The sequence below is a fragment of the Sphingomonas sp. PP-CE-3G-477 genome, from assembly GCF_003050745.1.
In the GTDB taxonomy this organism is placed as follows: domain Bacteria; phylum Pseudomonadota; class Alphaproteobacteria; order Sphingomonadales; family Sphingomonadaceae; genus Sphingomonas.
The window spans coordinates 595,481-619,600 of the sequence record NZ_QAOF01000001.1; the positions used below are offsets into that span (position 1 = coordinate 595,481).

22 protein-coding genes are annotated in these 24,120 nt (G+C 65.9%); 10 read left to right on the top strand and 12 right to left on the bottom strand.

Features of this window, described 5'->3' with window-relative positions:
* Positions 1–90 precede the first annotated feature (90 nt).
* The 5 genes from C8J45_RS02775 to C8J45_RS02795 form a co-directional block, all read right to left on the bottom strand.
* A complete protein-coding gene (locus C8J45_RS02775) occupies positions 91–1,443 on the bottom strand; it encodes a HAMP domain-containing sensor histidine kinase (RefSeq protein WP_258191249.1) in 1,353 nt (450 codons plus the stop codon).
* A gap of 10 nt (positions 1,444–1,453) precedes the next feature.
* Positions 1,454–2,173 (bottom strand): response regulator, encoded by a 720-nt coding sequence (locus C8J45_RS02780; protein ID WP_107952252.1) that lies wholly within the window; start codon positions 2,171–2,173, stop codon positions 1,454–1,456.
* 68 nt (positions 2,174–2,241) lie between these two features.
* Positions 2,242–2,745: an EF-hand domain-containing protein gene (locus C8J45_RS02785; RefSeq protein ID WP_181321071.1), complete on the bottom strand. Its 504-nt coding sequence runs from the start codon at positions 2,743–2,745 to the stop codon at positions 2,242–2,244.
* A gap of 113 nt (positions 2,746–2,858) precedes the next feature.
* Entirely contained in the window at positions 2,859–3,638 is a 780-nt protein-coding gene (locus C8J45_RS02790; RefSeq protein ID WP_107961771.1) for an acyl-CoA thioesterase II, read from the bottom strand.
* A gap of 90 nt (positions 3,639–3,728) precedes the next feature.
* Complete coding sequence (locus C8J45_RS02795) at positions 3,729–5,312, bottom strand: class I adenylate-forming enzyme family protein (RefSeq protein WP_107961772.1); 1,584 nt, start codon at positions 5,310–5,312, stop codon at positions 3,729–3,731.
* A gap of 74 nt (positions 5,313–5,386) precedes the next feature.
* Between C8J45_RS02795 and C8J45_RS02800 the strand changes: the two genes are divergently transcribed.
* Both C8J45_RS02800 and C8J45_RS02805 read left to right on the top strand, forming a co-directional pair.
* Positions 5,387–6,001 (top strand): glutathione S-transferase family protein, encoded by a 615-nt coding sequence (locus tag C8J45_RS02800; RefSeq protein ID WP_107962213.1) that lies wholly within the window; start codon positions 5,387–5,389, stop codon positions 5,999–6,001.
* Complete coding sequence (locus C8J45_RS02805; protein ID WP_107961773.1) at positions 5,998–6,795, top strand: SDR family NAD(P)-dependent oxidoreductase; 798 nt, start codon at positions 5,998–6,000, stop codon at positions 6,793–6,795. Before C8J45_RS02800 ends, C8J45_RS02805 begins: the two co-directional genes overlap by 4 nt.
* Positions 6,796–6,947: 152 nt before the next feature.
* Here the strand turns inward: C8J45_RS02805 and C8J45_RS02810 are convergent, their stop codons facing one another.
* Positions 6,948–7,643 (bottom strand): glutathione binding-like protein, encoded by a 696-nt coding sequence (locus tag C8J45_RS02810; protein WP_107961774.1) that lies wholly within the window; start codon positions 7,641–7,643, stop codon positions 6,948–6,950.
* A 448-nt stretch (positions 7,644–8,091) separates the two neighbouring features.
* Here C8J45_RS02810 and C8J45_RS02815 point away from each other — a divergent pair, with 448 nt between their 5' ends.
* The gene (locus C8J45_RS02815; RefSeq protein WP_107961775.1) at positions 8,092–9,399 is read left to right on the top strand and encodes an MFS transporter; all 1,308 of its coding nucleotides are present in this window, start codon (positions 8,092–8,094) and stop codon (positions 9,397–9,399) included.
* On the opposite strand, the gene C8J45_RS02820 is transcribed toward C8J45_RS02815, so the two are convergent.
* Positions 9,396–9,770 carry a hypothetical protein gene (locus C8J45_RS02820; RefSeq protein ID WP_107961776.1) on the bottom strand — a complete coding sequence of 125 codons (375 nt, stop codon included), beginning with the start codon at positions 9,768–9,770 and terminating at the stop codon, positions 9,396–9,398. The two genes, C8J45_RS02815 and C8J45_RS02820, sit on opposite strands and share 4 nt — an antisense overlap.
* Before the next feature lie 96 nt (positions 9,771–9,866).
* Positions 9,867–11,111, bottom strand: coding sequence for a TetR/AcrR family transcriptional regulator (locus tag C8J45_RS02825; RefSeq protein ID WP_107961777.1), 1,245 nt, complete (start codon positions 11,109–11,111; stop codon positions 9,867–9,869).
* A gap of 156 nt (positions 11,112–11,267) precedes the next feature.
* Between C8J45_RS02825 and C8J45_RS02830 the strand changes: the two genes are divergently transcribed.
* The 6 genes from C8J45_RS02830 (at position 11,268) to C8J45_RS02855 (ending at position 17,262) form a co-directional block, all read left to right on the top strand.
* A complete protein-coding gene (locus C8J45_RS02830) occupies positions 11,268–12,551 on the top strand; it encodes an acyl-CoA dehydrogenase family protein (RefSeq protein ID WP_107961778.1) in 1,284 nt (427 codons plus the stop codon).
* 130 nt (positions 12,552–12,681) lie between these two features.
* Positions 12,682–13,764 (top strand): Zn-dependent alcohol dehydrogenase, encoded by a 1,083-nt coding sequence (locus tag C8J45_RS02835; RefSeq protein WP_107961779.1) that lies wholly within the window; start codon positions 12,682–12,684, stop codon positions 13,762–13,764.
* A gap of 17 nt (positions 13,765–13,781) precedes the next feature.
* Positions 13,782–14,825: a phosphotransferase family protein gene (locus C8J45_RS02840; protein WP_107962214.1), complete on the top strand. Its 1,044-nt coding sequence runs from the start codon at positions 13,782–13,784 to the stop codon at positions 14,823–14,825.
* Positions 14,826–14,951: 126 nt separating this feature from the next.
* A complete protein-coding gene (locus C8J45_RS02845) occupies positions 14,952–15,716 on the top strand; it encodes an SDR family oxidoreductase (RefSeq protein WP_107961780.1) in 765 nt (254 codons plus the stop codon).
* A gap of 15 nt (positions 15,717–15,731) precedes the next feature.
* Complete coding sequence (locus C8J45_RS02850; RefSeq protein ID WP_107961781.1) at positions 15,732–16,529, top strand: SDR family NAD(P)-dependent oxidoreductase; 798 nt, start codon at positions 15,732–15,734, stop codon at positions 16,527–16,529.
* A 118-nt stretch (positions 16,530–16,647) separates the two neighbouring features.
* Positions 16,648–17,262 carry a superoxide dismutase gene (locus C8J45_RS02855; protein ID WP_107961782.1) on the top strand — a complete coding sequence of 205 codons (615 nt, stop codon included), beginning with the start codon at positions 16,648–16,650 and terminating at the stop codon, positions 17,260–17,262.
* 40 nt (positions 17,263–17,302) lie between these two features.
* On the opposite strand, the gene C8J45_RS02860 is transcribed toward C8J45_RS02855, so the two are convergent.
* The 4 genes from C8J45_RS02860 to C8J45_RS02875 form a co-directional block, all read right to left on the bottom strand.
* The gene (locus tag C8J45_RS02860) at positions 17,303–17,914 is read right to left on the bottom strand and encodes a septation protein A (RefSeq protein ID WP_258191250.1); all 612 of its coding nucleotides are present in this window, start codon (positions 17,912–17,914) and stop codon (positions 17,303–17,305) included.
* A gap of 119 nt (positions 17,915–18,033) precedes the next feature.
* The gene (ftsY, locus tag C8J45_RS02865; protein WP_056051078.1) at positions 18,034–18,969 is read right to left on the bottom strand and encodes a signal recognition particle-docking protein FtsY; all 936 of its coding nucleotides are present in this window, start codon (positions 18,967–18,969) and stop codon (positions 18,034–18,036) included.
* Positions 18,966–20,213, bottom strand: coding sequence for a tRNA (N(6)-L-threonylcarbamoyladenosine(37)-C(2))-methylthiotransferase MtaB (mtaB, locus tag C8J45_RS02870; RefSeq protein ID WP_107961783.1), 1,248 nt, complete (start codon positions 20,211–20,213; stop codon positions 18,966–18,968). The genes ftsY and mtaB overlap by 4 nt, the downstream gene beginning before the upstream one ends.
* Positions 20,214–20,532: 319 nt before the next feature.
* The gene (locus C8J45_RS02875) at positions 20,533–22,104 is read right to left on the bottom strand and encodes a bifunctional diguanylate cyclase/phosphodiesterase (protein WP_107962215.1); all 1,572 of its coding nucleotides are present in this window, start codon (positions 22,102–22,104) and stop codon (positions 20,533–20,535) included.
* Between the two features lie 420 nt (positions 22,105–22,524).
* Between C8J45_RS02875 and ffh the strand changes: the two genes are divergently transcribed.
* Positions 22,525–24,066: a signal recognition particle protein gene (ffh, locus tag C8J45_RS02880; RefSeq protein WP_107961784.1), complete on the top strand. Its 1,542-nt coding sequence runs from the start codon at positions 22,525–22,527 to the stop codon at positions 24,064–24,066.
* Positions 24,067–24,120 lie beyond the last annotated feature (54 nt).

Below are 24,120 nucleotides of genomic sequence, written 5' to 3' on the forward strand. Positions count from 1 at the left end.
GGGCTGGGGTGAGGGGCTGTTCCGGGTGATGCACTGCTTGGTTGCCCCTCACCCCGACCCTCTCCCCGGAGGGGAGAGGGCGCAGTTCAGCTAGCGCGGCAGCTCGATGATCGCGTCGAGACCGCCGCCCACTCGATTCACCAGTCGAATCTCGCCCCCAGCTTCGCGCACGATCGCGCGGGCCAGCGCCAGGCCCAGGCCGATCCCGCCCGTCTCGCGATTGCGCGAGCTCTCTAGCCGCGTGAAGGCGTCGAATACGTCGCCCATCCGATCCTCCGGGATACCGGGGCCCTGGTCCGCTACGACGATCGCGACGGTCTTCGCCCCCGCCTCCACGCGCACTTCCGCCGACACGCCGTATTTGATGGCATTCTCGATCAGATTGCGGACCGCTCGGCGGATCAGCGACGGGCGCAGATGCATCCGCAGCCGCTCCGTCTCGACGAAGCTGACGTCGCTGCCGATATCGCGGAAATCCTCGACCACCGCATCGACCAGCGCCGCAAGGTCGACGTCGGTCAGCGGTTCGCTCGGCCGTCCCAGCCGTGCCAGCGACAGGATGTCGTCGAGCGTACGGTTCATCTCCGCCACCGTATCGATCATCCGTGCTCGGTCGGTATCGTCCTCGACGGACTCGATGCGGACCCGCAGAGCTGCAAGCGGCGTGCGCAGGTCATGGCCGATCGCGCCGAGCATCCGGTCCTTCTCGTCGAGCATCCCCGTCACGCGCAGCCGCAGTGCATTGAACGCGGTGATCAGCGCGGCGACGTCGTCGGGACCTTCGGCGGGCATCGGCGTGCCGGGCTCGCCGGGCCGGAAGCGTTCCGCCGCGAAGCGCAGGTTGCGCAAGGGGCGCGACAGCCGCCGGACGATCCAGAGTACGGGCAGCAGCACGATGATGTAGAGGATCGCGGTCTGGGTCAGCAACGCGATCAGCAGGCGAGACCCCGGTTGCGGCCATGGCGCAGTGACCGTCAGCCAGCCGCGCCCCGGCTGTTCGACCGCGATCAACAGCGCGGTGCCATCGCGATCGCCCCGGCGGTTGCCTGCACCGTGACGGTCGTCGTCGTCATAGTCGCGGCCCGACTGAGGACGCAGGCCGGTGTCGATCCGGCCGACCCGCACGCCCTGCTCTGCAAGCTGGCGGCGCAGTTCGACGGCGACTTCGGGATGGCGTTCGTACCCGGCCTGCGGGATCGGATCCGCAGCGACGCGGCGCACCCTCCCGCGATCGGGGGTCAGCGGCCGTCCGGCATGCGCCTCCCGGTCGAACGCGTCGGCGATCCGCGTCGCCACCGGACGTGTCGCCTGCGCGAGACGAAACTCCATGCGATCGCGCAGGATCAGCCCGAAGTTGATGACCTGCGCGACGAACAGCGCGAGCGCGATCAGCAGCGCCATCTGTCCGGCGAGGCTGCGCGGCCAGGGCTTAAACCGCGTCATACGGACCGGATCACAGGCGGGTGACTTCGGCCGCCAGCGTATAGCCGCCGCCCCAGACCGTCTTGATCAGCTCGGGCGTCTTCGCATCCGCCTCGATCTTACGCCGCAACCGGCTGATCTGGTTGTCGATCGCGCGGTCGAAAGCGGCGGCCTCACGGCCTTGGGTCAGGTCGAGCAACTGGTCGCGGGTCAGGACCTGGCGCGGGCGCGTGACGAGCGCGAGCAGCAGGTTGTACTCCCCGGTCGACAGCGGCACCGACACGCCCTCGCGGTCGATCAGCGCACGCTCGCCCGATTTCAGCACCCAGCCGGCGAACCCGTAGGAGCTGCTCTCCGGCGCATGCTGGCGCGATCCGCCCGCCGTCGCGCGGCGCAAAATCACTTTCACGCGCGTCGCCAGTTCGCGCGGCGAGAACGGCTTCACGACATAATCGTCCGCGCCCATTTCGAGACCGACGATCCGGTCGGTCTCCTCAGCGCGCGCGGTCAGCAGGATCACCGGCACGTCGCTGGTCGCGGCGATGTGGCGGCACAGCGACAGTCCGTCCTCGCCCGGCATCATGATATCGAGAATGACGAGATCGATCGCATATGCCGTCAGCCGCGTCCGCGCCGCCTCCGCATCGCCCGCCTGCGTGACGCGAAACCCCTGCTTGGTGAGGTACACGGCCAGCGGCTCGCGGATCGAGCGCTCGTCGTCGACGAGCAGCAGGTGCGGCATATCTCCCATCGGGGCAGTGTCTAGCATGGCGGCTGTCCAGGGGAAGCACCGACGCCCGATGCCGCCCCTCTTCCAAATTATCGAGCAGGCACGGGCGGGGTCACGCCGTCGCGGCGTTCGCGCCGGTCGACGTGGCGCATCTCGGCGGCGTTGGCGCGCTCGGTCGCGTCGATCGTGCCGTCGTGATTGGCATCCATCCGGTCGAACCGCTTGAGCGCGCGCGCCTCGTATTCCTCGCGAGTCACGCTGCCGTCGCCGTTCGGATCAATCCGGCGCCCCATGCCGTCATGCTTGCGACCGCCCGGCGGTGGGACGGGGACGTCGCGACCGCTGGCCACCACCCGGTCGTGCAGCGCCTCGCGATAGGCGCGCATCTCGCCGGCGGTGATCCGGCCGTCGTGATCGGTATCCATCTGTGCGAAGCGGGCGTCGGCCTGCGCGATCGCTTCCGCGCGCGTGGCGACGCCATCGTGGTTCGCATCCTGACGCATCGGTGGGCGCGGTGTGGTAGGCGTTTGCGCGCCAGCGGCGGACGTGATCGCGCTAGCGGCGAGCATCAGGGTTAGGACGGTCTTGCGCATGTCGGTCTCCAGCGGAGTGGGACGAATTCCCATCGAATGACCGTCGTTCTAAACCCTGGTTGTCGCAGGGTTTTGCCGCCCCTCCACCAATGTGTCGCAAGATATGTCAGTGGTCAGGCGAAGATCGCGACGCTCTGCATCTGTTCGGCGACCGGTGTGCCGTCCGCGTTCCAGATCGCCATCTGCTGGCTCGAACTGCCCTCGCGCACGTAATCGGTGGTCGCGCGGAGCAGCCACCAGCCATCGCGCGTCACCGGCTGCGGACCGAGAATGTTGAGCAGCCACGTCATCGAACTGAGCGGGGCGGGGCCTCCCAGCAGTTTCAGCGCGGACGGCGGCAGGCAATCCGCGACCGCGACGAGCTCGACCATCGGATCGAGCCCGTCACGCTCGGCGAGCCGCACCCAGCGCAGCCATTCCGCCGGTCCGACGCCATCATCGCGCCGATCGAGAAGGTCGAAGTTCCGCGAGAATGCGACCGCGCTGGTCCCGCGAAACGTCCGCGTATCGGGGCCGGGCATCGGGAAGTCGGGCGCGCTGCCGGTCTGGTGATCCACGCGCGACGCGACCGCGCCCATGAACACGAACGTCGCGCGCAGCCCGAGCCCGGCCTCGCTCTCGACATCCGCCTGGACGAACGCCGCATTGCGCCCGCGCCGCAACCGGGTCGCGCGGATCACGATGTCACCAGAGAGGGGCCCGATGAACGACACCTGCGCGGATCGCAGCGGCGGCAGGTCGACGTCCGATTTCTGCGCGGCATGCAGCGCGAGTGCGGCGGAGAAGCCCCCATAAGCGGTGCGGCCCTGCAACCAGTTGTCGGGCACCGTCCCGCGCCACCCGCCGCCTTCGATCGGTTCCAGCGCGTCGATCGCCTGTCTTAGACTGGTCATTATGATCCTTTCATTCTCCGTCATCCTGGGCTCGACCCAGGGTCCAGAGCCAAGCATCGCAGCATTCGTGGCTCTGGATCCTGACGTCCGTCAGGATGACGGGAGGGAGGCCGCCAGCCGGCCGCGGAGCTCGCGCTTCAGGACCTTGCCGATCGCACTGCGGGGTAGCTCGTCCGCGACATGGAGGGCGGATAGTCGCTGCGTCTTGCCGAGCCGTGCGTTTGCCCAACTTAGGATTGCGGATGCATCCTCCGTCGCACCGCCACGCGGCACGTAGAACCCCACTGGGGTTTCACCCCAGGCCTCCGATACCACCCCGATCACCGCGCAGTCCGCCACCGCCGGATGCTGGGCCAACACCGCCTCCAGGTCCGACGGATAGATGTTGAACCCGCCCGAAATGATGAGATCCTTCTTCCTGTCCATCAGCGTCAGGAAACCGTCCTCGTCGAACCGCCCCACGTCGCCGTGGCGGATGTAGCGGTTGCCGTCGGCGTCATGCCATTCGGCGTCGCGCGTCGCCGCCGATCGGCCGTGATAGCCGTTCATCATCGCCGGGCTGCGGCCGACGACCTCGCCCATCTCGCCGGGCGCGACCTCGATGCCGTCATCGTCGATCAGGCGGATCTCGTGCCCCGGCATCGGCTGGCCGACGGTGTGCAGCTTGGTCGGGTTCGCCGTTGCATTCAGCGCGCAACTCGCGCCGCCTTCGGTCATGCCGTAGAATTCGACGAGCACGCCCGGCCAGCGCGCGACGACGTCGGCCTTCAACGCCGCAGAGAACGGCGCGCTGGTGCTGGTCTTGAAACGGAACGTCGACAGGTCGAAACTGTCGAAATCGGGCAGCGCCATGATCCGCTGATACTGCACCGGGACCAGCATCGTGTGCGTCGCGCGGTATCGCTGCGCGAGTTCGAGATAGGCGCGCGCATCGAACTTGCCCATCAGCACGACGGTGCCGCCCCAGCCGAGCGTCGGCAGGAAGCTGACCAGCGTCGTGTTCGAATAGAGCGGCGTCGCGATCATCGTGACCGCGGTGTCGAACCCCGCCGCCGTGTTGCGGGAGACGTGCGCCCAGCGCATCGCGTGGCTCTGGACGATGCCCTTGGGCGTACCGGTCGTGCCGGACGAGTAGATGATGTTGAACGGGTCTTCGGGCGCGATCGCGACGGGGGTTGGCTCGGTCTCTGGAGGAGTGAGCCACGCATCAAAAGATTGTTCCCCCGCGAAGGCGGGAGCGCAGCCTGGGGCTCCGTCTCCGCGGGAGAACAATATTATGCAGGCCGTTAGGAGCTGCCCTTCCAAAGCACGCGCATTCTCCGCATCGAGGAACACCAATGGCGCGCCACTATCCGCAATCATCGCCGCAATCGCCGCCGGCGTCGCGGACGGTGCGATCGGCGTCGCGACGCACCCCGCGCGTACCGTACCAAGGAATACCGCCGCATAGTCGGTCGTCGGCGCCGCGACGATCGCCACCGCGCTCCCCGGCGCGACCCCGTCGCGCTGCAACGCCGCCGCCACCCGGTCCATCGTAGCGTCGAGCGTTCGATAGTCGATGCTGCCCTGCGCGTCGGCGACGGCCGTCCGATCTCCGCGTTCCAACGCGTGCGCACGGATCAAATCGGGGAGGGTGGCAAACCCCGTGGCGAGCATGTCTGCAGCGGTCGTCATGCGACGCATCGCTAGGCGAACGCGTCCGGCAATGCCATACGGTGTATTCGAAAACAGATGTCGAGGAGACGCTCTTGCTGTTCTACGATAGCGCACTGCCAGCGCCCAACCCGCGCCGCGTCCGCATCTTCCTGGCGGAAAAGCACATCCGCGTACCGATGGCGCAGATCTCGATCCCGAAGGCCGAACACCGGTCGGACGCGTTCCTGTCGGTCAATTCGCTCGGCCAGACGCCGGCCCTGGCGTTCGACGATGGCCGCGTGCTGACCGAGAGCGTCGCGATCTGCCGGTATTTCGAAGTCCTCCATCCCGATCCCCCGTTGTTCGGCCACGGCGCGCACAATATCGCCGAGATCGACATGTGGACGCGGCGGATCGAACTGCGGCTGATGACGCCGCTGTCGATGGTGTGGCTGCACACGCATCCCTGGACCGCGCGGATCGTCCAGCCGCAATATACCGAGTTCGGCGAGAGCCAGCGTCCGCGCGTGCTGGCGGCGATGGCGGAGTTCGATCACGCGCTCGATGGTCGCGACTGGCTCGACGGCGAGCGCTATACGATGGCCGATATCGTCCTGCTGACCACGGTCGACTTCGCGCGGTTCGTCGGCGTGCACATGCCGGACGAGCTGACGCACCTGAAGGCTTGGCACGATCGCGCCTCCGCCCGTCCGAGTGCGCAGGCATGAGCGCCAGCATCGAAGGCGCCGTCGCGATCGTCACCGGCGGAGGTACCGGGATCGGCGCGGCGGTCGTGCGGCGACTGGCGGCGCGCGGCGTTCGCTGCGTCATCAACTACGCGACCAGCCGCGAAGACGCCGAGGCGCTCGCCGCCGAAGTGGGGCAGGGCGCGATCGCGGTGCAGGCCGACATCGTCGAGGACGCCGCCTGCCGCATGCTTGCCGGGGCCGCGACCGACGCGTTCGGGCGGATCGATTTCCTCGTCAACAACGCCGGCCGGACGAAGTTCGCAGCCCATGAGGATCTCGATGCGCTCGACGCGGAGGACTTCGTCGACATCTACCGGCTCAATACGGTCGCGCCGTTCCAGATGGTCCGCGCGTGCGTACCCGCGCTGCGCGCAAGTTCGTTCGGGGCGGTCGTCAACGTGGCGAGCGTCGCGGGCGTGTTCGGAATGGGCTCGTCGGTCGCCTACGCCGCCTCGAAAGGCGCGCTCGTGACGATGACCAAAAGCCTCGCGCGCGTCCTGGCGCCCGAAATCCGCGTCAACGCGGTCGCGCCTGGATACGTCGCGACCGGCTGGTACGAGAAGCGCCTTGGTGACGAAGGGTTCGCCAAGCTCAACGCGAAGGTCGCGGCGTCGGTGCCGATGGGGTTCGCCACCGGACCCGAGGATGTCGCGGGGCCGATCGAGATGCTGCTCGACCCAATGAGCCGGGCGATGACGGGCGAGGTGCTGTTGCTGGATGGCGGCGGGCATCTGGATGTCGCGCTGTCGCGGAGACCGGGGCGCGAGGAGTGAAGCAGCAGTGATGGAGCCAAGCCGCCATCGAGCAACATCGGATTGAACCCCGGCCTTCGCCGGGGCGGTGCTCGAGATGAGCAAGGAAGCATGCCTGAGCGGGATCAAGGGAGCGCGTAAACAGCGCTCCCCAAACCATCCCGCCGCGCCTCCTACCGCGTCGCCGCAGTCTGCCCGAACAGCATCTTCTTCGCCTCGTCGGTCATCGGCACGCTCGTATCGTGGATCGCTTTGCCCTTCTCATACGCGGAGATCGTCGCCGGCCGCGCCGCGATCGTCTCGAACCAGCGCTTCAAATTCGGGAAATCCTCGAGCCGCTGACCCTGCGCTTCATGCGGCACGATCCACGGATATGCCGCCATGTCCGCGATCGAATAGTCGCCTGCAACGAAGTCGCGCCCCTCGAGCCGGCGATCGAGCACGCCGTACAGGCGGTTGGTTTCCTTCACGTACCGGTCGATCGCATAGGGAATCTTCTCGGGTGCATAGCGGTTGAAATGGTGGTTCTGTCCGAGCATCGGGCCAAGCCCGCCCATCTGCCACATCAGCCACTGCGTCATGTCGGTCCGGCCCCGCAAATCCTTGCCGCCGAACTCGCCCGTCTTTTCGGCCAGATACAGCAGGATCGCGCCCGATTCGAAGATCGCGATCGGCTCGCCGCCGTCGGTCGGTGCGTGATCGACGATCGCCGGCATCCGGTTGTTCGGCGCGATCTTGAGGAAGTCGGGGGCGAACTGCTCGCCGGTACCGATGTTGATCGGCTTGATCGTGTAGTCGAGCCCGGCTTCTTCGAGAAACAGCGTGATCTTGTGGCCGTTCGGCGTGGGCCAGTAAAACAGGTCGATCATCGGAATGCTCCAGCGATTGTGTCGCTCGGCAGATGGGGCAGGGGGGCGTCGTCGGCAAGCAAGCTGCGCGCCCGGGATTCGATCTCGGCGGATGCGGTAAGGAAAAGATGCTTTGCAAGACCGCGAATCTATGCGAGAGGGCCGCATACCCGGTATTCAGATTGCCCGGACGCTTACTCCACCGACGATGGGGAGACGAGCCCGGCCACGACGTTGGAGAGGGGATAAGGCGGAAGAGCGACCCGAACGAGGACGCATCTTCCGCCGTCCTTCTCACGAAACACGGGTCGTGCCGCCAAAATCGTAAGCCTCTGCTTCTCGGGTGTATTTCCGCTTGTCGCAGCTACGCATCGGGTCGCCGCAAGTCGCCACTAAATTTAGCTTTAGCTTGTCTGGTACGCCTGGTTTGCCCTAGCGTAAGTCCTGTTTCGACTTCGAGGTATTGCCGATGGCCACAGCGTATCAGTCCCATCCCGAGATCGCCGACACGCTGGCGATGAAGCGACGGGGCCTGACGCTCGCGCTGCTCACCTTCACCTATTTCTTCAGTTACATGGACCGCCAAATCCTCGCGATCCTGCTCGAACGGATCAAGGCGGATCTGCTCCTGACCGATACGCAGCTCGGTTTGCTTTCCGGATTGGTGTTCGCGATCTTCTACGCGACGCTCGGCATCCCGGTCGCGCGACTCGCGGATCGGACCAGCCGCCGCAACATCATCGCCGCCAGCCTGACGATCTGGAGCGCGATGACCGCGCTGTGCGGGCTCGCGCAGAACTTCACGCAGTTGATGCTGTTCCGGATCGGCGTCGGCATCGGCGAGGCGGGATCGAGCCCGCCCAGCCATTCGATCATCGCCGATCTCTACCCGCCCGAGAAACGCGCGAGTGCGATGGCGGTGTATTCGCTCGGCGTCGTGCTCGGCGCAGGGTTCGGGACGCTGATCGGCGGGGTCGTCGCGCACTCGTACGGCTGGCGGATCGCGATGATGACCGTCGGGTTGCCGGGGATCGCGCTCGCCATTCTCGTCCGCCTGTTCATGGTCGAGCCGCGCCGCGGCCTGTCCGATGCCGCCCGCGCGGTGGCGACGCCGATGCCGAGCGTCGCGCAAGGGTTCGCGTCGATGTGGGCGAGTGCCCCGGCGCGGCATCTGGTGGTCGGCGTCACGCTGACGTCGATGATCGGTTACGCGCTGACCGGCTGGGGCCCGAGCTACATCCAGCGCTCCCTTGGCATCTCGATGCTCGACATCTCGCGGTATATCGCGCTGCCAGGCGCACTGTTCGGAGCTATCTCGGCGCTGGCGGGCGGCAAGATCGCGGACGTGCTCGCCAAGCGTCACGGGCTGCACGTCCAGGCTTGGGTCGTCCTCGTGATGAAGGGCCTGTCGCTCCCGTTCGCGCTCGCCTTCTATCTGATCGACGCGCCGGCGATCGCGATCGGCAGCTATTTCGTCTCGCTGATCTTCGCCAATTCGTATCTCGGGCCGAGCTTCGCGCTGATCCAGCACCTCGCCCCGTTGCAGATCCGCGCGATGTGGGCGGCGATCACGCTGCTGGTGATCAATCTGGTCGGGCTGGGGCTCGGGCCGACGCTGGTCGGGTGGCTCAGCGATCTGCTCAAGCCCGGGTTCGGCGAGGATTCGCTGCGCTACGCGCTGATCATCATCGTGCTGATGACCCCCTGGGCGTTGTTCCACTATTGGCGCGCCGGGGTTCTGCTGAAGCGCGCGGAGGATGCGGCGGCGGCGCATTAATTGCTGGGCTCATGCTCCAGCATCCAGGCCAGTGCCGACTCGCGGTCGTCGAACACCGCCATGTCGTCCCGCACCGAAGCGATCCGCTTCACCTGCAACCGCGCCAGCTTGCCCTCGGTATACAGCGCGACCTTGCGCGACTTCAGCGGCATCGACACCGCCACGCGTTGCAGCATCGCGATCACCTCCTGCGGCTGGATCGCGGATTTCGAGAAGTTGCAGAGCAGCACGTGGCGCTTGCCCGTCGCCAGCACGCGCCGTCCCTCGCGCTCCAGGTCGCGCAGGAAGTCCTCGACATGCTCGATCGTCCAGAAGCCCGACGCGTCGACCTCGATGATACCCGTCGCCAGATCGGTCGTGATGGTGTGCATGCAGCCTCCGTGAAGGCTCAGGACTGGCGACCAGCCGTTAACGCAGCGTAACCAACTCGATCCGGCTTCGATCGCACGCCAGTCCGAGGCGATCGGTTAGCCCTGCGCCATCCGATCATCGAACAGCCCGAACATCAGCGTCGAAGCGTACATCGCGATCGCCCGCTCGCGCGGCATGGTTGAGGCCCATTTGCGCATGTCGAACGCCGCGTTCTGGAGCGCCATCAACGCCTGCGCCGCGATCAGCGCATCGACCGCGCGGATCGAGCCTTCGCCGATCCCGTCCATCATCATGCCGGCATAGCGCCGCGCGATGCCGTTCGAGCGATCGACCATCGCGTTGCGCACGCCGACCGGCAATCCGCTCAGCGCGGTGGTACGCAGCAATGGCCCGCGTTCGGCGAACTGCACGTCGAGCAAGGTCGCGACCGTGCTAGACAATTTGTGCCAGTAGCTCCCGCCCTCGGCCTCGCCCCGACTTTGCGCATCGGCGATCGTGTCGAAGCTGCGGCGGTAGCACGCAATGACGAGGTCGTCCTTCGCATCGAGATGGTGGTAGAAGCTGCCCTTGGTCACGTTCAGCTCGGATGCGATCTTCTGCACCGATGCGCCGCGATAGCCGAGCTCGTTTATCAGGCGCGTCGCGGCGAGCAGGAACGCCTCGCGCCCCGGCTCCGCCTCGTCATGGCTGAGATCGAGCAGGGTAGGGGACCATTTGGCGTTCTTGCCCGCGATGCCGTGCGCGAACACGTCCATCAGCCGTTCCTCGACCCGGCCATATTGATCGGGCTCGTACCGCGTCAGCCAGATCGGCAGCCAGAACGTATTCTCGAGCAGCACATGCGCGCGTGCGCCGTTGAGATCGGTCTGCGCGCGCGACGAAGTCGGCCCCCACAGCAGCCGCGTCCGGCGGAACACCTCGCGCCAGCCCGCCATCAGCCGGCCGCGCATCGGCTCTTCGGTCGCGCGCAGATCGGAGAGGACGGCGAACGCCTTCTCCTCGCCGCGCTGGATCCGCCCGAGCCGGTCCATGTTGAGCGCGAGATAGCGCCGAACGCGGTCCTCCGGCGTGGCCTCTTCCGCCGCGACGTCGAGCATCGCGATCAGCGATTCGAGCGTGTTCTCGAACGCCGCCGCCGCGAGGTCTTCCTTGCGCTTGAAATAATAGGTAACGCTCGTCGTATTGAGCCCGACGCGCCGCGCCACGTCCGCGAACGTCATGCCCTTGGCACTCTGTTCGTTGATCGCTTCTGCCGCCGCGGCGAGGATCGCGTCACGCTTCGCACGGAAGCGCTTGGTCCCCTGTTCGCTCTCGTCGCTGGCCTCTGCCGGAACCTTCATCGAAACACCCTAACAGCTTCGATTTGAAGATACAGTGCTTTTTAGGCGGTTTCAGGGCGGACTTGAAAACATGCTTTCCGGACCACCGCGTACGCTTTACCGAATACGCGGTATGGTCTAACCCGCCTCCAAAGCGACGACGAACGGAGAGCCCGCATGGATTTCACGCTGAGCGAACGAGAGACGTATTTCCGGGATCGGGTCCGGGATTTCATCGACCAGAATATCCGCCCGCGACAGGCCGATTACGACACGCAAGCCCATGAAGGTGAACGCTGGAAGGTGATTCCGGTAATCGAGGAGATGAAGGAGAAGGCCAAGGCTGCCGGGCTCTGGAATTTCTTCATGCCGCCGCATTCGGGCCAGACGCATGTCGATGATTCGTTCGAATTCGAAGGCACCCAGCTGACCAATCTCGAATATGCGTTATGCGCGGAAGAGATGGGCAAGGTCGGCTGGGCGAGCGAGTGTTTCAACTGTTCGGCGCCCGATACCGGCAACATGGAGGTGTTTCACCGCTATGGCACACGCGAGCAGAAGGAGACGTATCTCGGGCCGTTGATGCGCGGCGAGATCCGCTCGGCGTTCCTGATGACCGAGCCCGCGGTAGCGTCGTCGGATGCGACCAACATCGAGACGTCGATGGTCCGCGACGGCGATCATTACGTGATCAACGGCACCAAATGGTGGTCGAGCGGCGTCGGCGATCCGCGCTGCAAGATCGCGATCGTGATGGGCAAGACGAGCTTCGAGGGATCGCGGCACCAGCAGCAGAGCCAGATTCTCGTGCCGATGGATACGCCCGGCGTGACCATCAAGCGAATGCTTTCCGTCTATGGCTATGACCATGCGCCGCACGGGCATGGCGAAGTGGTGCTGGAGAATGTCCGCGTGCCGGTGGAGAACGTGCTGCTCGGCGAGGGGCGCGGGTTCGAGATCGCGCAGGGGCGGCTTGGGCCGGGCCGTATCCATCACTGCATGCGGACGATCGGTGTCGCCGAGACTGCGATCGAGGCGATGGCGCGGCGACTGCTCGACCGGGTCGCGTTCGGCAAGCGGATCGCCGACTTCTCGGTGTGGGAGGAGCGGATCGCGACCGCGCGAATCGACATCGAGATGACTCGTTTGCTCTGCCTCAAGGCGGCGGACATGATGGACAACGCGGGCAACAAGTCCGCGCAGATCGAGATCTCGATGATCAAGGTCGCCGCGCCGAACATGGCGCTGCGGATTCTCGACGATGCGATCCAGGCGCATGGCGGCGGCGGCGTGTCGGGTGACTTCCGGTTGGCGCACGACTGGGCGGCGATGCGCACCCTGCGGTTCGCGGACGGTCCGGATGAGGTCCACAATCGATCGATCGCACGCAACGAGTTCGGGAAATACGGCGACTTCCGCAAGGGTGGCGTGTCGAGCGGGGATGTCGGGGTGAGCCGATAAACCCCCGTTCGTCCTTCTTTCTTCGTCATCCTGGGCTCGACCCAGGACCCATAGCCACAAGGGCAGCGATCTTGGCTCTGGGTCCTGACTTTCGTCAGGATGACGGTCTCGTTTCGGAGCGCACCTACCCATGAAAGCCGCAGTCCTTTTCGAAGCCAAGACGCCGCTCAGCATCGAGGATGTCACTATCTCGAAGCCGACCGCGCACGAAGTGCTGATCCGCACGATGGCGGTCGGCGTGTGCCGGTCCGACCTGCATTTCGTCGACGGCGCCTATCCGCATGCGATGCCGACCATTCCGGGGCACGAGGCTTGCGGCGTGGTCGAGGCGATCGGCGACGAAGTGCGCGGCGTGAAGGTCGGCGATCATGTCGTCACGTGCCTGTCGGCATTCTGTGGTCAGTGCGAGTTCTGCGTCACCGGCCGGATGTCGCTGTGCATCGACGCCAGCGTGCGCCGTCCGAAAGGCGCTACACCGCGCCTGATGCTCGGCGACCGGCCGATCGCGCAGATGCTCAACCTCAGTGCCTATGCCGAGATGATGCTGGTCCACGAACATGCTTGCGTTGCGATCGACCGCGACATGCCGATGGACCGTGCGGCGCTGCTCGGCTGCGCGATCACGACGGGGGCGGGGGCGGTGTTCAACACTACCGACGTGACTCCGGGCGAGACGGTATGCGTGGTCGGCTGCGGCGGTATTGGGCTCGCGGCGGTCAACGCGGCCAAGATCGCCGGCGCAGGGAAGATCATCGCGCTCGATCCGGTCCCCGAGAAGCGCGCGATGGCGGAAAAACTCGGCGCGACGCACAGCATCGATGCGCTGTCCGACACCGCCGCGGACGAGGTCGTCGCGATCACGAAGGGTGGCGTGCATCACGCGATCGAGGCGGTCGGGCGTGCGCAATCCGCGGCGACCGCGGTCAAGGTGCTGCGTCGAGGCGGCACCGCGACGATCCTCGGGATGATGCCGCTCGGCGAGAAGGTCGGGCTGTCAGCGATGGACCTGCTGTCGGGCAAGCGCCTGCAGGGTGGCTTCATGGGCTCGAACCGCTTCCCGGTCGACATCCCGCGGCTGGTCGATTTCTACATGCGCGGGTTGCTCGATCTCGACACGATCATCGCCGACCGGATGCCGCTGGAGCGCATCAACGACGCGTTCGACGAACTCCGCCGCGGCGATACGACCCGTAGTGTGATCACCTTCTCGTGAGCGATGCATCGACCAGCATGGTCGGCACGATCGAGGTCGGCGACAAGGACCGTCTCGACCTCGACACGCTTGGCGCGTGGATGACCGCCAACGTGCCGGGGTATGCGGGGCCGCTGACCTACGCGAAGTTCGCCGGCGGCCAGTCGAACCCGACCTACCGCCTCGACACGCCGGAGCGCGCTTATGTCCTGCGCCGGAAACCGTTCGGCCCGATCCTGCCGAGCGCGCACGCCGTCGACCGCGAATACCGCGTCATCGCGGGGCTGCATCCAACCGGCTTCCCGGTGCCTCGGCCCTATGGTCTCTGCGAGGACGCGGCGGTCATCGGTTCGGCCTTCTACGTCATGGAGATGGTCGAAGGGCGGACGATCTGGGACGGCGCGATGCCGGGTGCGACGCCGCCCGAGCGGGCTTCGCATTACGAGGCGATGGTCGACACGCTCGCCGCGCTACACAACACCGATTACGCGGCGGCGGGGCTCGGGGAGTACGGCAAGCCCGGCAATTATTTCGAGCGCCAGGTCGGCCGCTGGACCAAGCAATATCGCGCCGCCGAAACCGAGCACATGGACTCGGTCGAACGTCTGATCGAGTGGCTGCCGCGTACATTGCCCGAGCAGACGCGGACCTCGATCGTCCACGGTGACTACCGCATCGACAACATGATCTTCGCGCCGTCTGAGCCCAAGGTGATCGCCGTCCTCGACTGGGAATTGTCGACGCTCGGTGATCCGCTCGCGGACTTCTCGTATCTGTTGATGAGTTGGGTGACCGAACCCGAAGGGCGATCGGGCGTGCTCGGCATGACCGGGCCGGAGACGGGCATTCCGACGATCGAGCAGGTTGTAGACCGCTATTGCGCCGCCACCGGCCGCGACGGCGTCCCCGATCTCAACTGGTATTTCGCCTACAACCTCTTCCGCCTGACCGGCATCGTCCAGGGCATCAAGAAGCGCATCATCGACGGCACTGCGTCGAGTGCGCAGGCGGAGAAGACAGTCGCGAAGATCCACGGTCTGGCGGACGCTGCCTGGGGGTTCGCTGTGAAGGCGGGCGCGTAACTCATCCCCCTCCCGCATGCGGGAGGGGCTAGGGGTGGGCTCACGCTCACCATAACCGATACCGTTTGTGGCTGGCCGGGGGGCCCACCCCCGACCCCTCCCGCATGCGGGAGGGGAGAAGCAAGAATGTCGCAGTTCGACCTGACCGGGATGGTCGCCATCGTCACGGGATCGTCGCGAGGAATCGGCTTGGCCTCCGCGCGCGAACTGGCTGAGCACGGCGCGAAGATCGTGATCTCCAGCCGCAAGCAGGACGCATGTGACACCGTCGCGGCGGAACTGAACGCCAGGTATGGCGACGGCACCGCGATCGCGATCGCCGCAAACATCTCCGACAAGGCCGGCCTCCAGCACCTCGTCGACCAGACCCGCGCCCAACTCGGCCGCATCGACATCCTCGTCTGCAACGCCGCCTCGAACCCCTATTACGGCCCGCAGGCCTGCATCGCCGACGACCAGTTCCGCAAGATCCTCGATAACAACATCGTTTCGAACCACTGGCTGATCCAGATGGTCGCGCCCGAGATGCTGGAGCGCCGCAGCGGCAGCATCATCATCATCTCGTCGATCGGTGGGCTGCGCGGTTCACCGGTGATCGGCGCCTATTGCATCAGCAAGGCCGCCGACATGCAGCTCGCGCGCAACCTCGCGGTCGAGTTCGGGCCGTCCAACGTCCGCGTCAACTGCATCGCGCCTGGCCTGATCAAGACCGACTTCGCACGAGCCTTGTGGGAAGACCCGCAGCGGATCGAGGCGGCGAACACCAGTGTGCCGCTCCGCCGGATCGGCGAGCCCGAGGAGATCGCGGGCGCGGTCGTCTTCCTGGCGTCGTCCGCGAGCAACTTCATGACCGGCCAGACGATGGTCATCGACGGCGGCGTCACGATCTAACCGAAGGACCATGCGATGCGCTTTACGGACAAATCGATCATCGTCACCGGCGCAGGCTCCGGCATCGGCCGTGCCGCCGCGCTCCTGTTCGCGAGCGAAGGGGGCAAGGTCATCGTCGCCGACAAGACCGAGGGCGCCGACGAAACCGCGCACCTGATCACGCAGGCCGGCGGCACGGCGAAGGCGATCCGCATCGACGCGGGGCTCGAAGAGGACGTGATCCGCACGATCGCGCTCGCCTGCGACAGCTTCGGCGGGCTCGACGTGATGTTCGCCAATGCGGGTGTCTCGGGCGGCATGGCGAACCTGTTCGACACCGACGTCGCGCTCATCACCGAAGTGCTGCGCGTCAACCTGATCGGCCCGTTCCTCGCGATCAAGCACGCCGCGCCGCGTATCGCCGAGCGAGGGAAGGGCGCGATCGTCCTTACCGCCAGCGTCGCAGGGATCCGCTCCGGCGCCGGCTCGCCCGCCTATTCCGCGTCGAAAGCCGGCGTCATCAACCTAGCCGCCGTCTCCGCGCAGCAACTCACGGGCTCGAACGTCCGCGTCAACGCGATCTGCCCCGGCCTGACCGAGACCGGCATGACGAAGCCCGTCTTCGACTACGCACGCGAGGCGAACAAGATGGACCGCGTCGGCCGGCTCAACCCGCTCCACCGTGGCGCGCAGCCCGAGGAACTCGCCAAGGTGGCGTTGTTCCTCGCCTCCGACGACGCCAGCTACGTCAACGGCCAGGCGATCGCGGTCGATGGCGGCCTCTCGTCCAGCCATCCCGTCACCCGGCAAGAATACGGCAAGACCGCCGCCTGACCGATGATGCTGTCGGGTCGCGGCGTTTCGGCCGCTGGATACGCTTGCGCAACGACTTTTGGGGGACCATTTGCGACGTGCGGACGTTGAGCGTCCGACCCCATAAAGGAGAACCCCCATGGCTTTCGAACTCCCACCGCTGCCGTATGCCTATGACGCGCTCGAGCCGGTGATCGACCAGGAAACGATGAAGTTTCATCACGACAAGCATCACGCGGCGTACACGGCCAAGCTGAACGAAGGCGTCGAGAAGGATTCCGCACTGGCGGGCAAGTCGATCGAGGACATCCTCGGCATGATCTCGTCGCAGCCGCCGCTGGTCCGCAACAATGGCGGTGGTTTCTGGAACCACGACTTCTTCTGGAAGACGATGGCGGCCAAGACCGGCCAGGCACCGTCGGGCAAGCTCGCCGAGGCAATCGATCGTGATTTCGGCAGCCTCGACAAGCTCAAGGAAGAGTTCAACACCAAGGGTGCTGGGCAGTTCGGCTCGGGCTGGGCATGGCTGATCGCGGATGCAAGCGGCAAGCTGAAGGTGACGAGTACACCGAACCAGGACAACCCGCTGATGGACGACGCCAAGGAGTCCGGCACGCCGCTGCTCGGGAACGACGTCTGGGAGCACGCCTATTACCTGACGTACAAGAACGATCGTCCGGGCTATCTGAAGGCCTGGTGGGACATCGTGAACTGGGACGTCGTGGCTGAGCGCTACGCGAAGGTCGCGGGCTGAACCTTAATCCCCCTCCCGCTTGCGGGAGGGGAGCAGTAGATTATCCTTCGGGCGGCAGGTCGGTGACGGCTTTGTCGCCCGTTTGCAATCCGTGCTTCAGCAGCATCGGAATGTTGGCGAACGCGAAGAGCAGCGTCAGCGGGATCGCGCCCCACAGCTTGAAGCCTACCCAGAAATCCCAGGTCGTGTTGCGCCAGACCGCCTCGTTCAGCACCGCCATGAACACGAAGAACACCGCCCAGTTGCGCGTCAGCTTGCGCCAGCCATCGGCGGACAGGCCGGGATAGGCGGTGGCGAGCAGCGACTGGAGCAGCGGGCGCCCGGTGACGAGCCCGAACGTCAGGATCGCCGCGAACATGGCGTAGATGATCGTCGGCTTCATCTGGATGAAGCGCTGGTCGTGGAAATAGATCGTCAGCCCGCCGAACACGACGATCAGCGCGCCCGACAGCCACAGCATCGGCGAGATATGGCCGGTCTTGACCTTCGATACGATCATGGCGGCGATCGTGGCGATGATGAACGCGGTGGTGGCGGCGACGACGCGGACGATCGGCAGGCCGGGGGTCAGGAAGTTCACCGCGAAGAAGACCGCGAGCGGGCCATAGTCGACCGCCATGCGGAGGCCGGGGGACAGGGGGGGCTTGGTCACTGGAATATCCACGAAATACGGTAAGATGCCGTTCGTCCTGAGCTTAGTCGGAGGACATTGCCACAAGCTGACCAGTCCTTCGACTTCGCTCAGGGCAAACGGGGCGCGCGAGGCAAGCGTTACTTCCGAACGCTTTCCACCCCCGCGATGATCCGGCTGACCTCGTTCGCATCGAACGGGCGCAGATCCGTCATGCCCTCGCCGATGCCGATCGCGTGGATCGGAAGGCCGTATTTCTCGGCCGCCGCCACGAGAACGCCGCCGCGGGCGGTGCCGTCGAGCTTGGTCATCACGAGCCCGGTGACGCCCGCGACCTCCTTGAAGACCTCGATCTGCTGGAGTGCGTTCTGGCCGGTCGTCGCGTCGAGCACGAGCACGATGTCGTGGGGGCTCTCGGGGTTGATGCGACCCAGCACGCGGCGGATCTTGGCGAGTTCGTCCATCAACTCGCGCTTGTTCTGGAGGCGGCCGGCGGTGTCGACGATCAGCACGTCGATGCCGGTCTCGGTCGCCTTCTTGACTGCATCCCAAACTACGCCCGCCGCGTCGCCGCCTTCGGGGCCGGTGACGATCGGCACGCCGACGCGCTCGGCCCAGGTGCGGAGCTGGCCGATCGCGGCGGCGCGGAAGGTGTCGCCAGCGGCGAGCATCACACCGTAGTCCTGCTCCATCAACAGATGCGCGAGTTTGGCGATGGTGGTGGTCTTGCCCGAGCCGTTGACGCCGATGACGAGGATCACCTGCGGGCGCGGGAAGGCATCGATCTCGATCGGTTTCGCGACCGTGGCGAGGACCTTCTCGACTTCTTCCGCGACGATCACGCGGATGCCGAGTTCCTCCATGTTGCGCTCGAAGCTGCCTTCGGACAGGCGGCGGCGGATGCGGCCGGCGGTCTCGGGGCCGAGATCGGACGCGATCAGGGCTTCCTCGATGTCGTCCAGCGTCGAATCGTCGAGCCGCGCGCCGCCGAGGCCGGCGAGGTTGCCGACGAGCCGGTCGGAGGTGCGCTTGAAGCCGCCGATCAGCTTGTCGTGCCAGGTGGGGGTGGTGCTCATGATGGTTCTCGTGTTGCGCTGAGGCGGTCGGCCGTGGCGCCGGTGATCGTGATGCGGACGATGTCGCCGGGTATGGAAGGTTCGTCCAGCAGGACTTCTGCGAAATTGCCGATATGGCCGCGGTCGCCGGGGCGTTCGACGAGCAGATCCTGCGATGTTCCCACCAGCGTTTGCAGCCAGTTCGCTCGCGATGTTTCGCCGGCGTCGCGGAGGAGGGCGGCACGCTGGCGGCGGACTTCGGGTTCGACCTGCGGCATCCGCGCGGCGGGGGTGCCGGCGCGGGGCGAGTAGGGGAAGATGTGCGGGTGGACGATGTGGCAGTCGTCGATCAGCGCGCGCGTGTTGGCGAACATCGCCGCATCCTCGGTCGGGAAGCCGGCGATCAGGTCCGCGCCGATCGCGATGTCGGGGCGCGCGGTTTTGAGGCGGTCGACGAGGGCGACGCTTTCGGCGCGCGAATGGCGGCGCTTCATACGCTTGAGGATCATGTCGTCGCCGGCCTGCAACGACAGGTGGACGTGGGGCATGATCCTGCGCTCAGTCGTCAGCAGCGCGAAGAGGCGGTCGTCGATCTCGATGCCGTCTAGCGAGGAGAGACGCAGGCGTTCGAGGCTGGGGATGTGACGCAGGATGCGTTCGACAAGGTGGCCTAGCGTCGGCGCGCCGGGGAGGTCTGGACCGTAGCTGGTGAGGTCGACGCCGGTGAGGACTATCTCGCGGTGGCCTGCGTCGACGAGGCCGGCGATCCGGTCGACGACCGCGCCGGCGGGAACCGAGCGGCTCGGGCCGCGGCCGAACGGGATCGCGCAGAAGGTGCAACGGTGGTCGCAGCCGTTCTGGACTTCGACGAACGCGCGAGCGTGCGCGGAGAAGCTCGCGGCGAGATGCGGCGCGGTCTCGCGGACCTGCATGATGTCGGAGACGACGACCGGGGCTTCGGTCTGCCAAGCTTGCGGCATCAGCTTGTCCGCATTGCCGACGACGCGGTCGACTTCGGGCATCGCGGCGAAGCTCGCGGGGTCGATCTGAGCGGCGCAACCGGTGACGACGATCTGCGCGTCTGGCCGATCGCGTTTAGCCCGGCGGATCGCGACCCGCGTTGCCTTCACGGCGGCGTTGGTGACCGCACAGCTGTTGACGACGACCATATCCCGCCCGGCGACGAGCGCGCGAATGGTCTCGCTTTCGGCGATGTTGAGGCGGCAGCCGAGGCTGATGACCTCTGGCTGCGGGGCAGATGGCATGGGGCGCGATTTAGGAGGGGCGGGGGGGGAAGTCCACGGTTGGTGTTTCGGGGGAGCGTCCGTCTGCGTTCTCCTGCGGATGCAGGAGCCAGGGTACCACCCGCAGCGCTGCCTGGCCCTAGGCTCCGCCTTCGCGGGAAAACTAGCGTAATGGAGGTGCTCCTCCTCCATCAGACACCACCCCGGCGAAGGCCGGGGCCCAATTGGGGAACGTTGCTAACTACGGACTATCCGCGGTTACTGCGACCTTTCCAATTGGGCCCCGCCCTTCGCCGGGGGGGGGTGGGATAGGCCACCCAAGAATAAGCGTGTATTGCAATCACCCCGCCAGCCGCGGCGCAATGCCGCGAGGTGGTGGCACGCTCCGGTCGGGCCGCTGCGCCAGCAATCGTTTCTCGGCCAGCAACCGCCGGATCTGTGCAGCGCCCAGTGGTCGCCCGTACAGATACCCCTGACCCTTCGCGCAGCCGATCGCGCGGAGGCGTTCTTCGATCGCGGCGTCCTCGATGCCTTCCGCGGTCGTCGGCAAGTTGAGACTGTCGCCAAGCCGCACGATCGTGTTGACGATCGCCATGCTCTCCGGATTGTCGAGGATCGACGAGACGAAGCTCTTGTCGATCTTGATCCGGTCGAACGGCAGCGCGCGCAGATGCGCCAAGCTCGAATAGCCGGTGCCGAAATCGTCGAGTGCGAGGCGGATGCCCTGGTTTTTTAGGCTCCCCACGATCGACTGCGCGAGGGGAAGATTGTCGAACAGCGCGCTCTCGGTGATCTCGATCTCGAGCCGGCTCGCGGGAAAGCCCGTCTCGACCAGCGTCTTGATGATCTTCTGCGCGAGCCACGCGTCGCGTAGCTGGAGCGGGGAGACGTTGACCGAGAGGGTGAGCCCGGCGTCCCAGTCCCGCGCTGCGGTGAACGCCTGGTGCATGATCGACAGCGAGAGGTCGCCGATCAGGCCGATTTCCTCGGCGATGGGGATGAACACGTCCGGCGCGATCGTCCCCCTGATGGGATGCTCCCAGCGCGCCAGGACCTCGAAACCGGTGATGAGGCCGGTCGTAAGGTCGACCTGCTGCTCGAAATACGGGACGATCTCCTGCGCGGGAATTGCGTGGCGCAGGCCTGCTTCGAGTTCGCCGCGTAGTTGGAGTGACCGCTCCATCGACCGATCGAACCAGGCATGGCGGCCGCGTCCGGCGGTCTTGGCAGCATGGAGCGCGATGTCGGCATTTCGCAGGAGCGCGTCGACCGAGGCGCAGTCGACGTCCGACCTGGCGATACCGATTGACACGCTCATGTGGATGTCGACGCCATCGGCGCGAAACGGCAGCGCGAGACCGGCGATCATGCGCTCGGCGATTCGATCGGCCACGTTCTTGTGCGCGGAGTCGAACACGAAGGTGCAGGCGAATTCGTCTGCGCCGAGCCGTGCGAGCAGGCTGGCACCAGGAGCGATCGCGGCGATCGTCTCGGCGACATAGACGAGCAGCAGGTCGCCCACCGCATAGCCGTGCAGGTCGTTGACGCCCTTGAAGTGATCGATGTCGATCGTCAGCATGGCCATCGCCTTGCCGCGGCGGCGGGCGCTGGCGAACAGGGTCGCGCCGTCTTCGGACAGGCTGCGGCGATTGAGGAGCCCGGTGAGCGGATCGCGCTGTGCCAGAGCCTCGGCGCGGTGACCCGCGTCGGTCAGCGTGCTCAACTCCGCAGCCAAGGCGCGATACCGGAACCAGCCGAACAGGATCAGCGCGATGTTGAGCAGCATCGCCGCGACCAGCGTGCGGTCGAACACCTCGGTGCTGCTGTGAAAATGCGCGACCGACTTGACGAGTACCGTGCCGCCGGTGCCGACGAACAAAAGGGTTGCGGCGCCCGTAACGGCGCCGGTCATGAATTCCCGACTTATGTTGCGGGGCGCGCGTGGCGCCGCCGACTTTGCGGTCATGGTATAGCCTGTCCGGTCTTCGATTGGTCTGCGGTGTGCCATGCGACAGGTGTAAGATATGTTAAGAAGCCGTTTAGGCGGGACGGAGCGTGTCATGCGCGCGCCTGATTGATCTGCATCACGACATTAGTATTTTCCGCAATCGCGCTGGTCAGTCTGAACACTGCTTTCGCCGGAGAACGAGGAGGCGTCTGCTCGACAAGGCCGACTCCGAGCCCATCTTGCATCCCTACCCACATTCCAGTAATGGGCGCATCACGTTCCGTTACGGGGCGCATTGGACGAGCATCCAAGGATGCACGCTGGCCGGCGAGGTTTCGCCCGCCGGCGCTTTTGCGTTTTGTCGCGGTGATTTGGAGTATTTCGATGTTCGAAAGCCTGAGCGATCGACTTGGCGGCGTCTTCGACCGCCTTCGCGGCCGGGGTGCGTTGTCCGAAGCGGACGTGCGCGCGGCGATGCGCGAGGTGCGCGTCGCGCTGCTCGAAGCCGACGTCGCGCTACCCGTCGCGCGCGAGTTCGTCGAGAAGGCGACCGAGAAGGCGATCGGCCAGAACGTCCTTCGCTCGGTCACGCCGGGGCAGCAGGTCGTCAAGATCGTCAGCGATGCGCTGGTCGAGATGCTCGGCTCGGATGCCGTAGAGCTCGAACTGGGCGTCACGCCGCCGGCCGTCATCATGATGGTCGGCCTCCAGGGCTCGGGCAAGACGACCACCACCGCCAAGATCGCCAAGCGGCTGGCGGCAGGGCAGGCCAATTTTGGGCAGGCTGGTCGCGAGCGCAAGAAGGTGCTGATGGCGTCGCTCGACGTCAATCGCCCGAACGCGCAGGAACAGCTGGCGACGCTCGGCACGCAGATCGACGTTGCGACTCTGCCGATCGTGCAGGGCCAGCAGCCGGTCGATATCGCCCGTCGCGCGATGCAGGCGGCCAAGCTCCAGGGCTATGACGTCCTGATGCTCGACACCGCGGGCCGACTCCATGTCGACCAAGCGTTGATGGACGAGATGAAGGCGGTCGCCGACGTCGCGAACCCGGCCGAGATCCTGCTTGTCGTCGACTCGCTGACCGGCCAGGATGCGGTCAACGTCGCGCAGAACTTCAGCGATCAGGTGCCGCTGACGGGTATCGTGCTGACCCGCATGGACGGCGATGCGCGCGGCGGCGCGGCGCTGTCGATGCGCGCGGTCACCGGCAAGCCGATCAAGTTCGCGGGTACCGGCGAGAAGCTCGATGCGCTCGAGGCGTTCCATCCGGAGCGCGTTGCCGGTCGCATCCTCGGCATGGGCGACGTCGTCAGCTTGGTCGAACGCGCTGCGGAGTCGATCCAGGCCGAAGACGCCGAGCGGATGGCCGCCAAGATGGCCAAGGGTCAGTTCGACATGAACGACCTGCGTGCCCAGCTCGCGCAGATGCAGCGGATGGGCGGGCTCGGCGCGCTGGCCGGGATGATCCCCGGCATGAAGAAGGCGCAGGGCGCGGTCGCGTCGGTCGGTGGCGAAAAGGTGCTGGTGCACATGGACGCGATGATCGGTTCGATGACGATCAAGGAGCGCAACAAGCCCGAACTGATCAACGCCAAGCGCAAGATCCGCATCGCCAAGGGATCCGGGACGACCGTCCAGGAGGTTAACAAGCTGCTGAAAATGCACCTCGAAATGTCGACCGCCATGAAGAAGATCAAGAAGATGGGCGGCATGAAGGGCATGATGGCAATGCTCGGCAAGGGCGGCATGGGCGGTGGTCTTGGCGGCATCGGCAACGCGATCGGCGGGCCGCAGATGGGCGACATGCTCAACAAGGCCGGTGCTGGCGGCCTGCCCGGCGGTGGCGGTGGTCTACCGGGGCTTGGTGGCCCCAAGATGCCGCAGATGCCTGCCGGTTTCGACGATTTTCTGAAGAAGAAATAACCTCTTTATCCAACCACGACACCTCGGCTTTCGCTCGGGGATCTATCTAGAAAA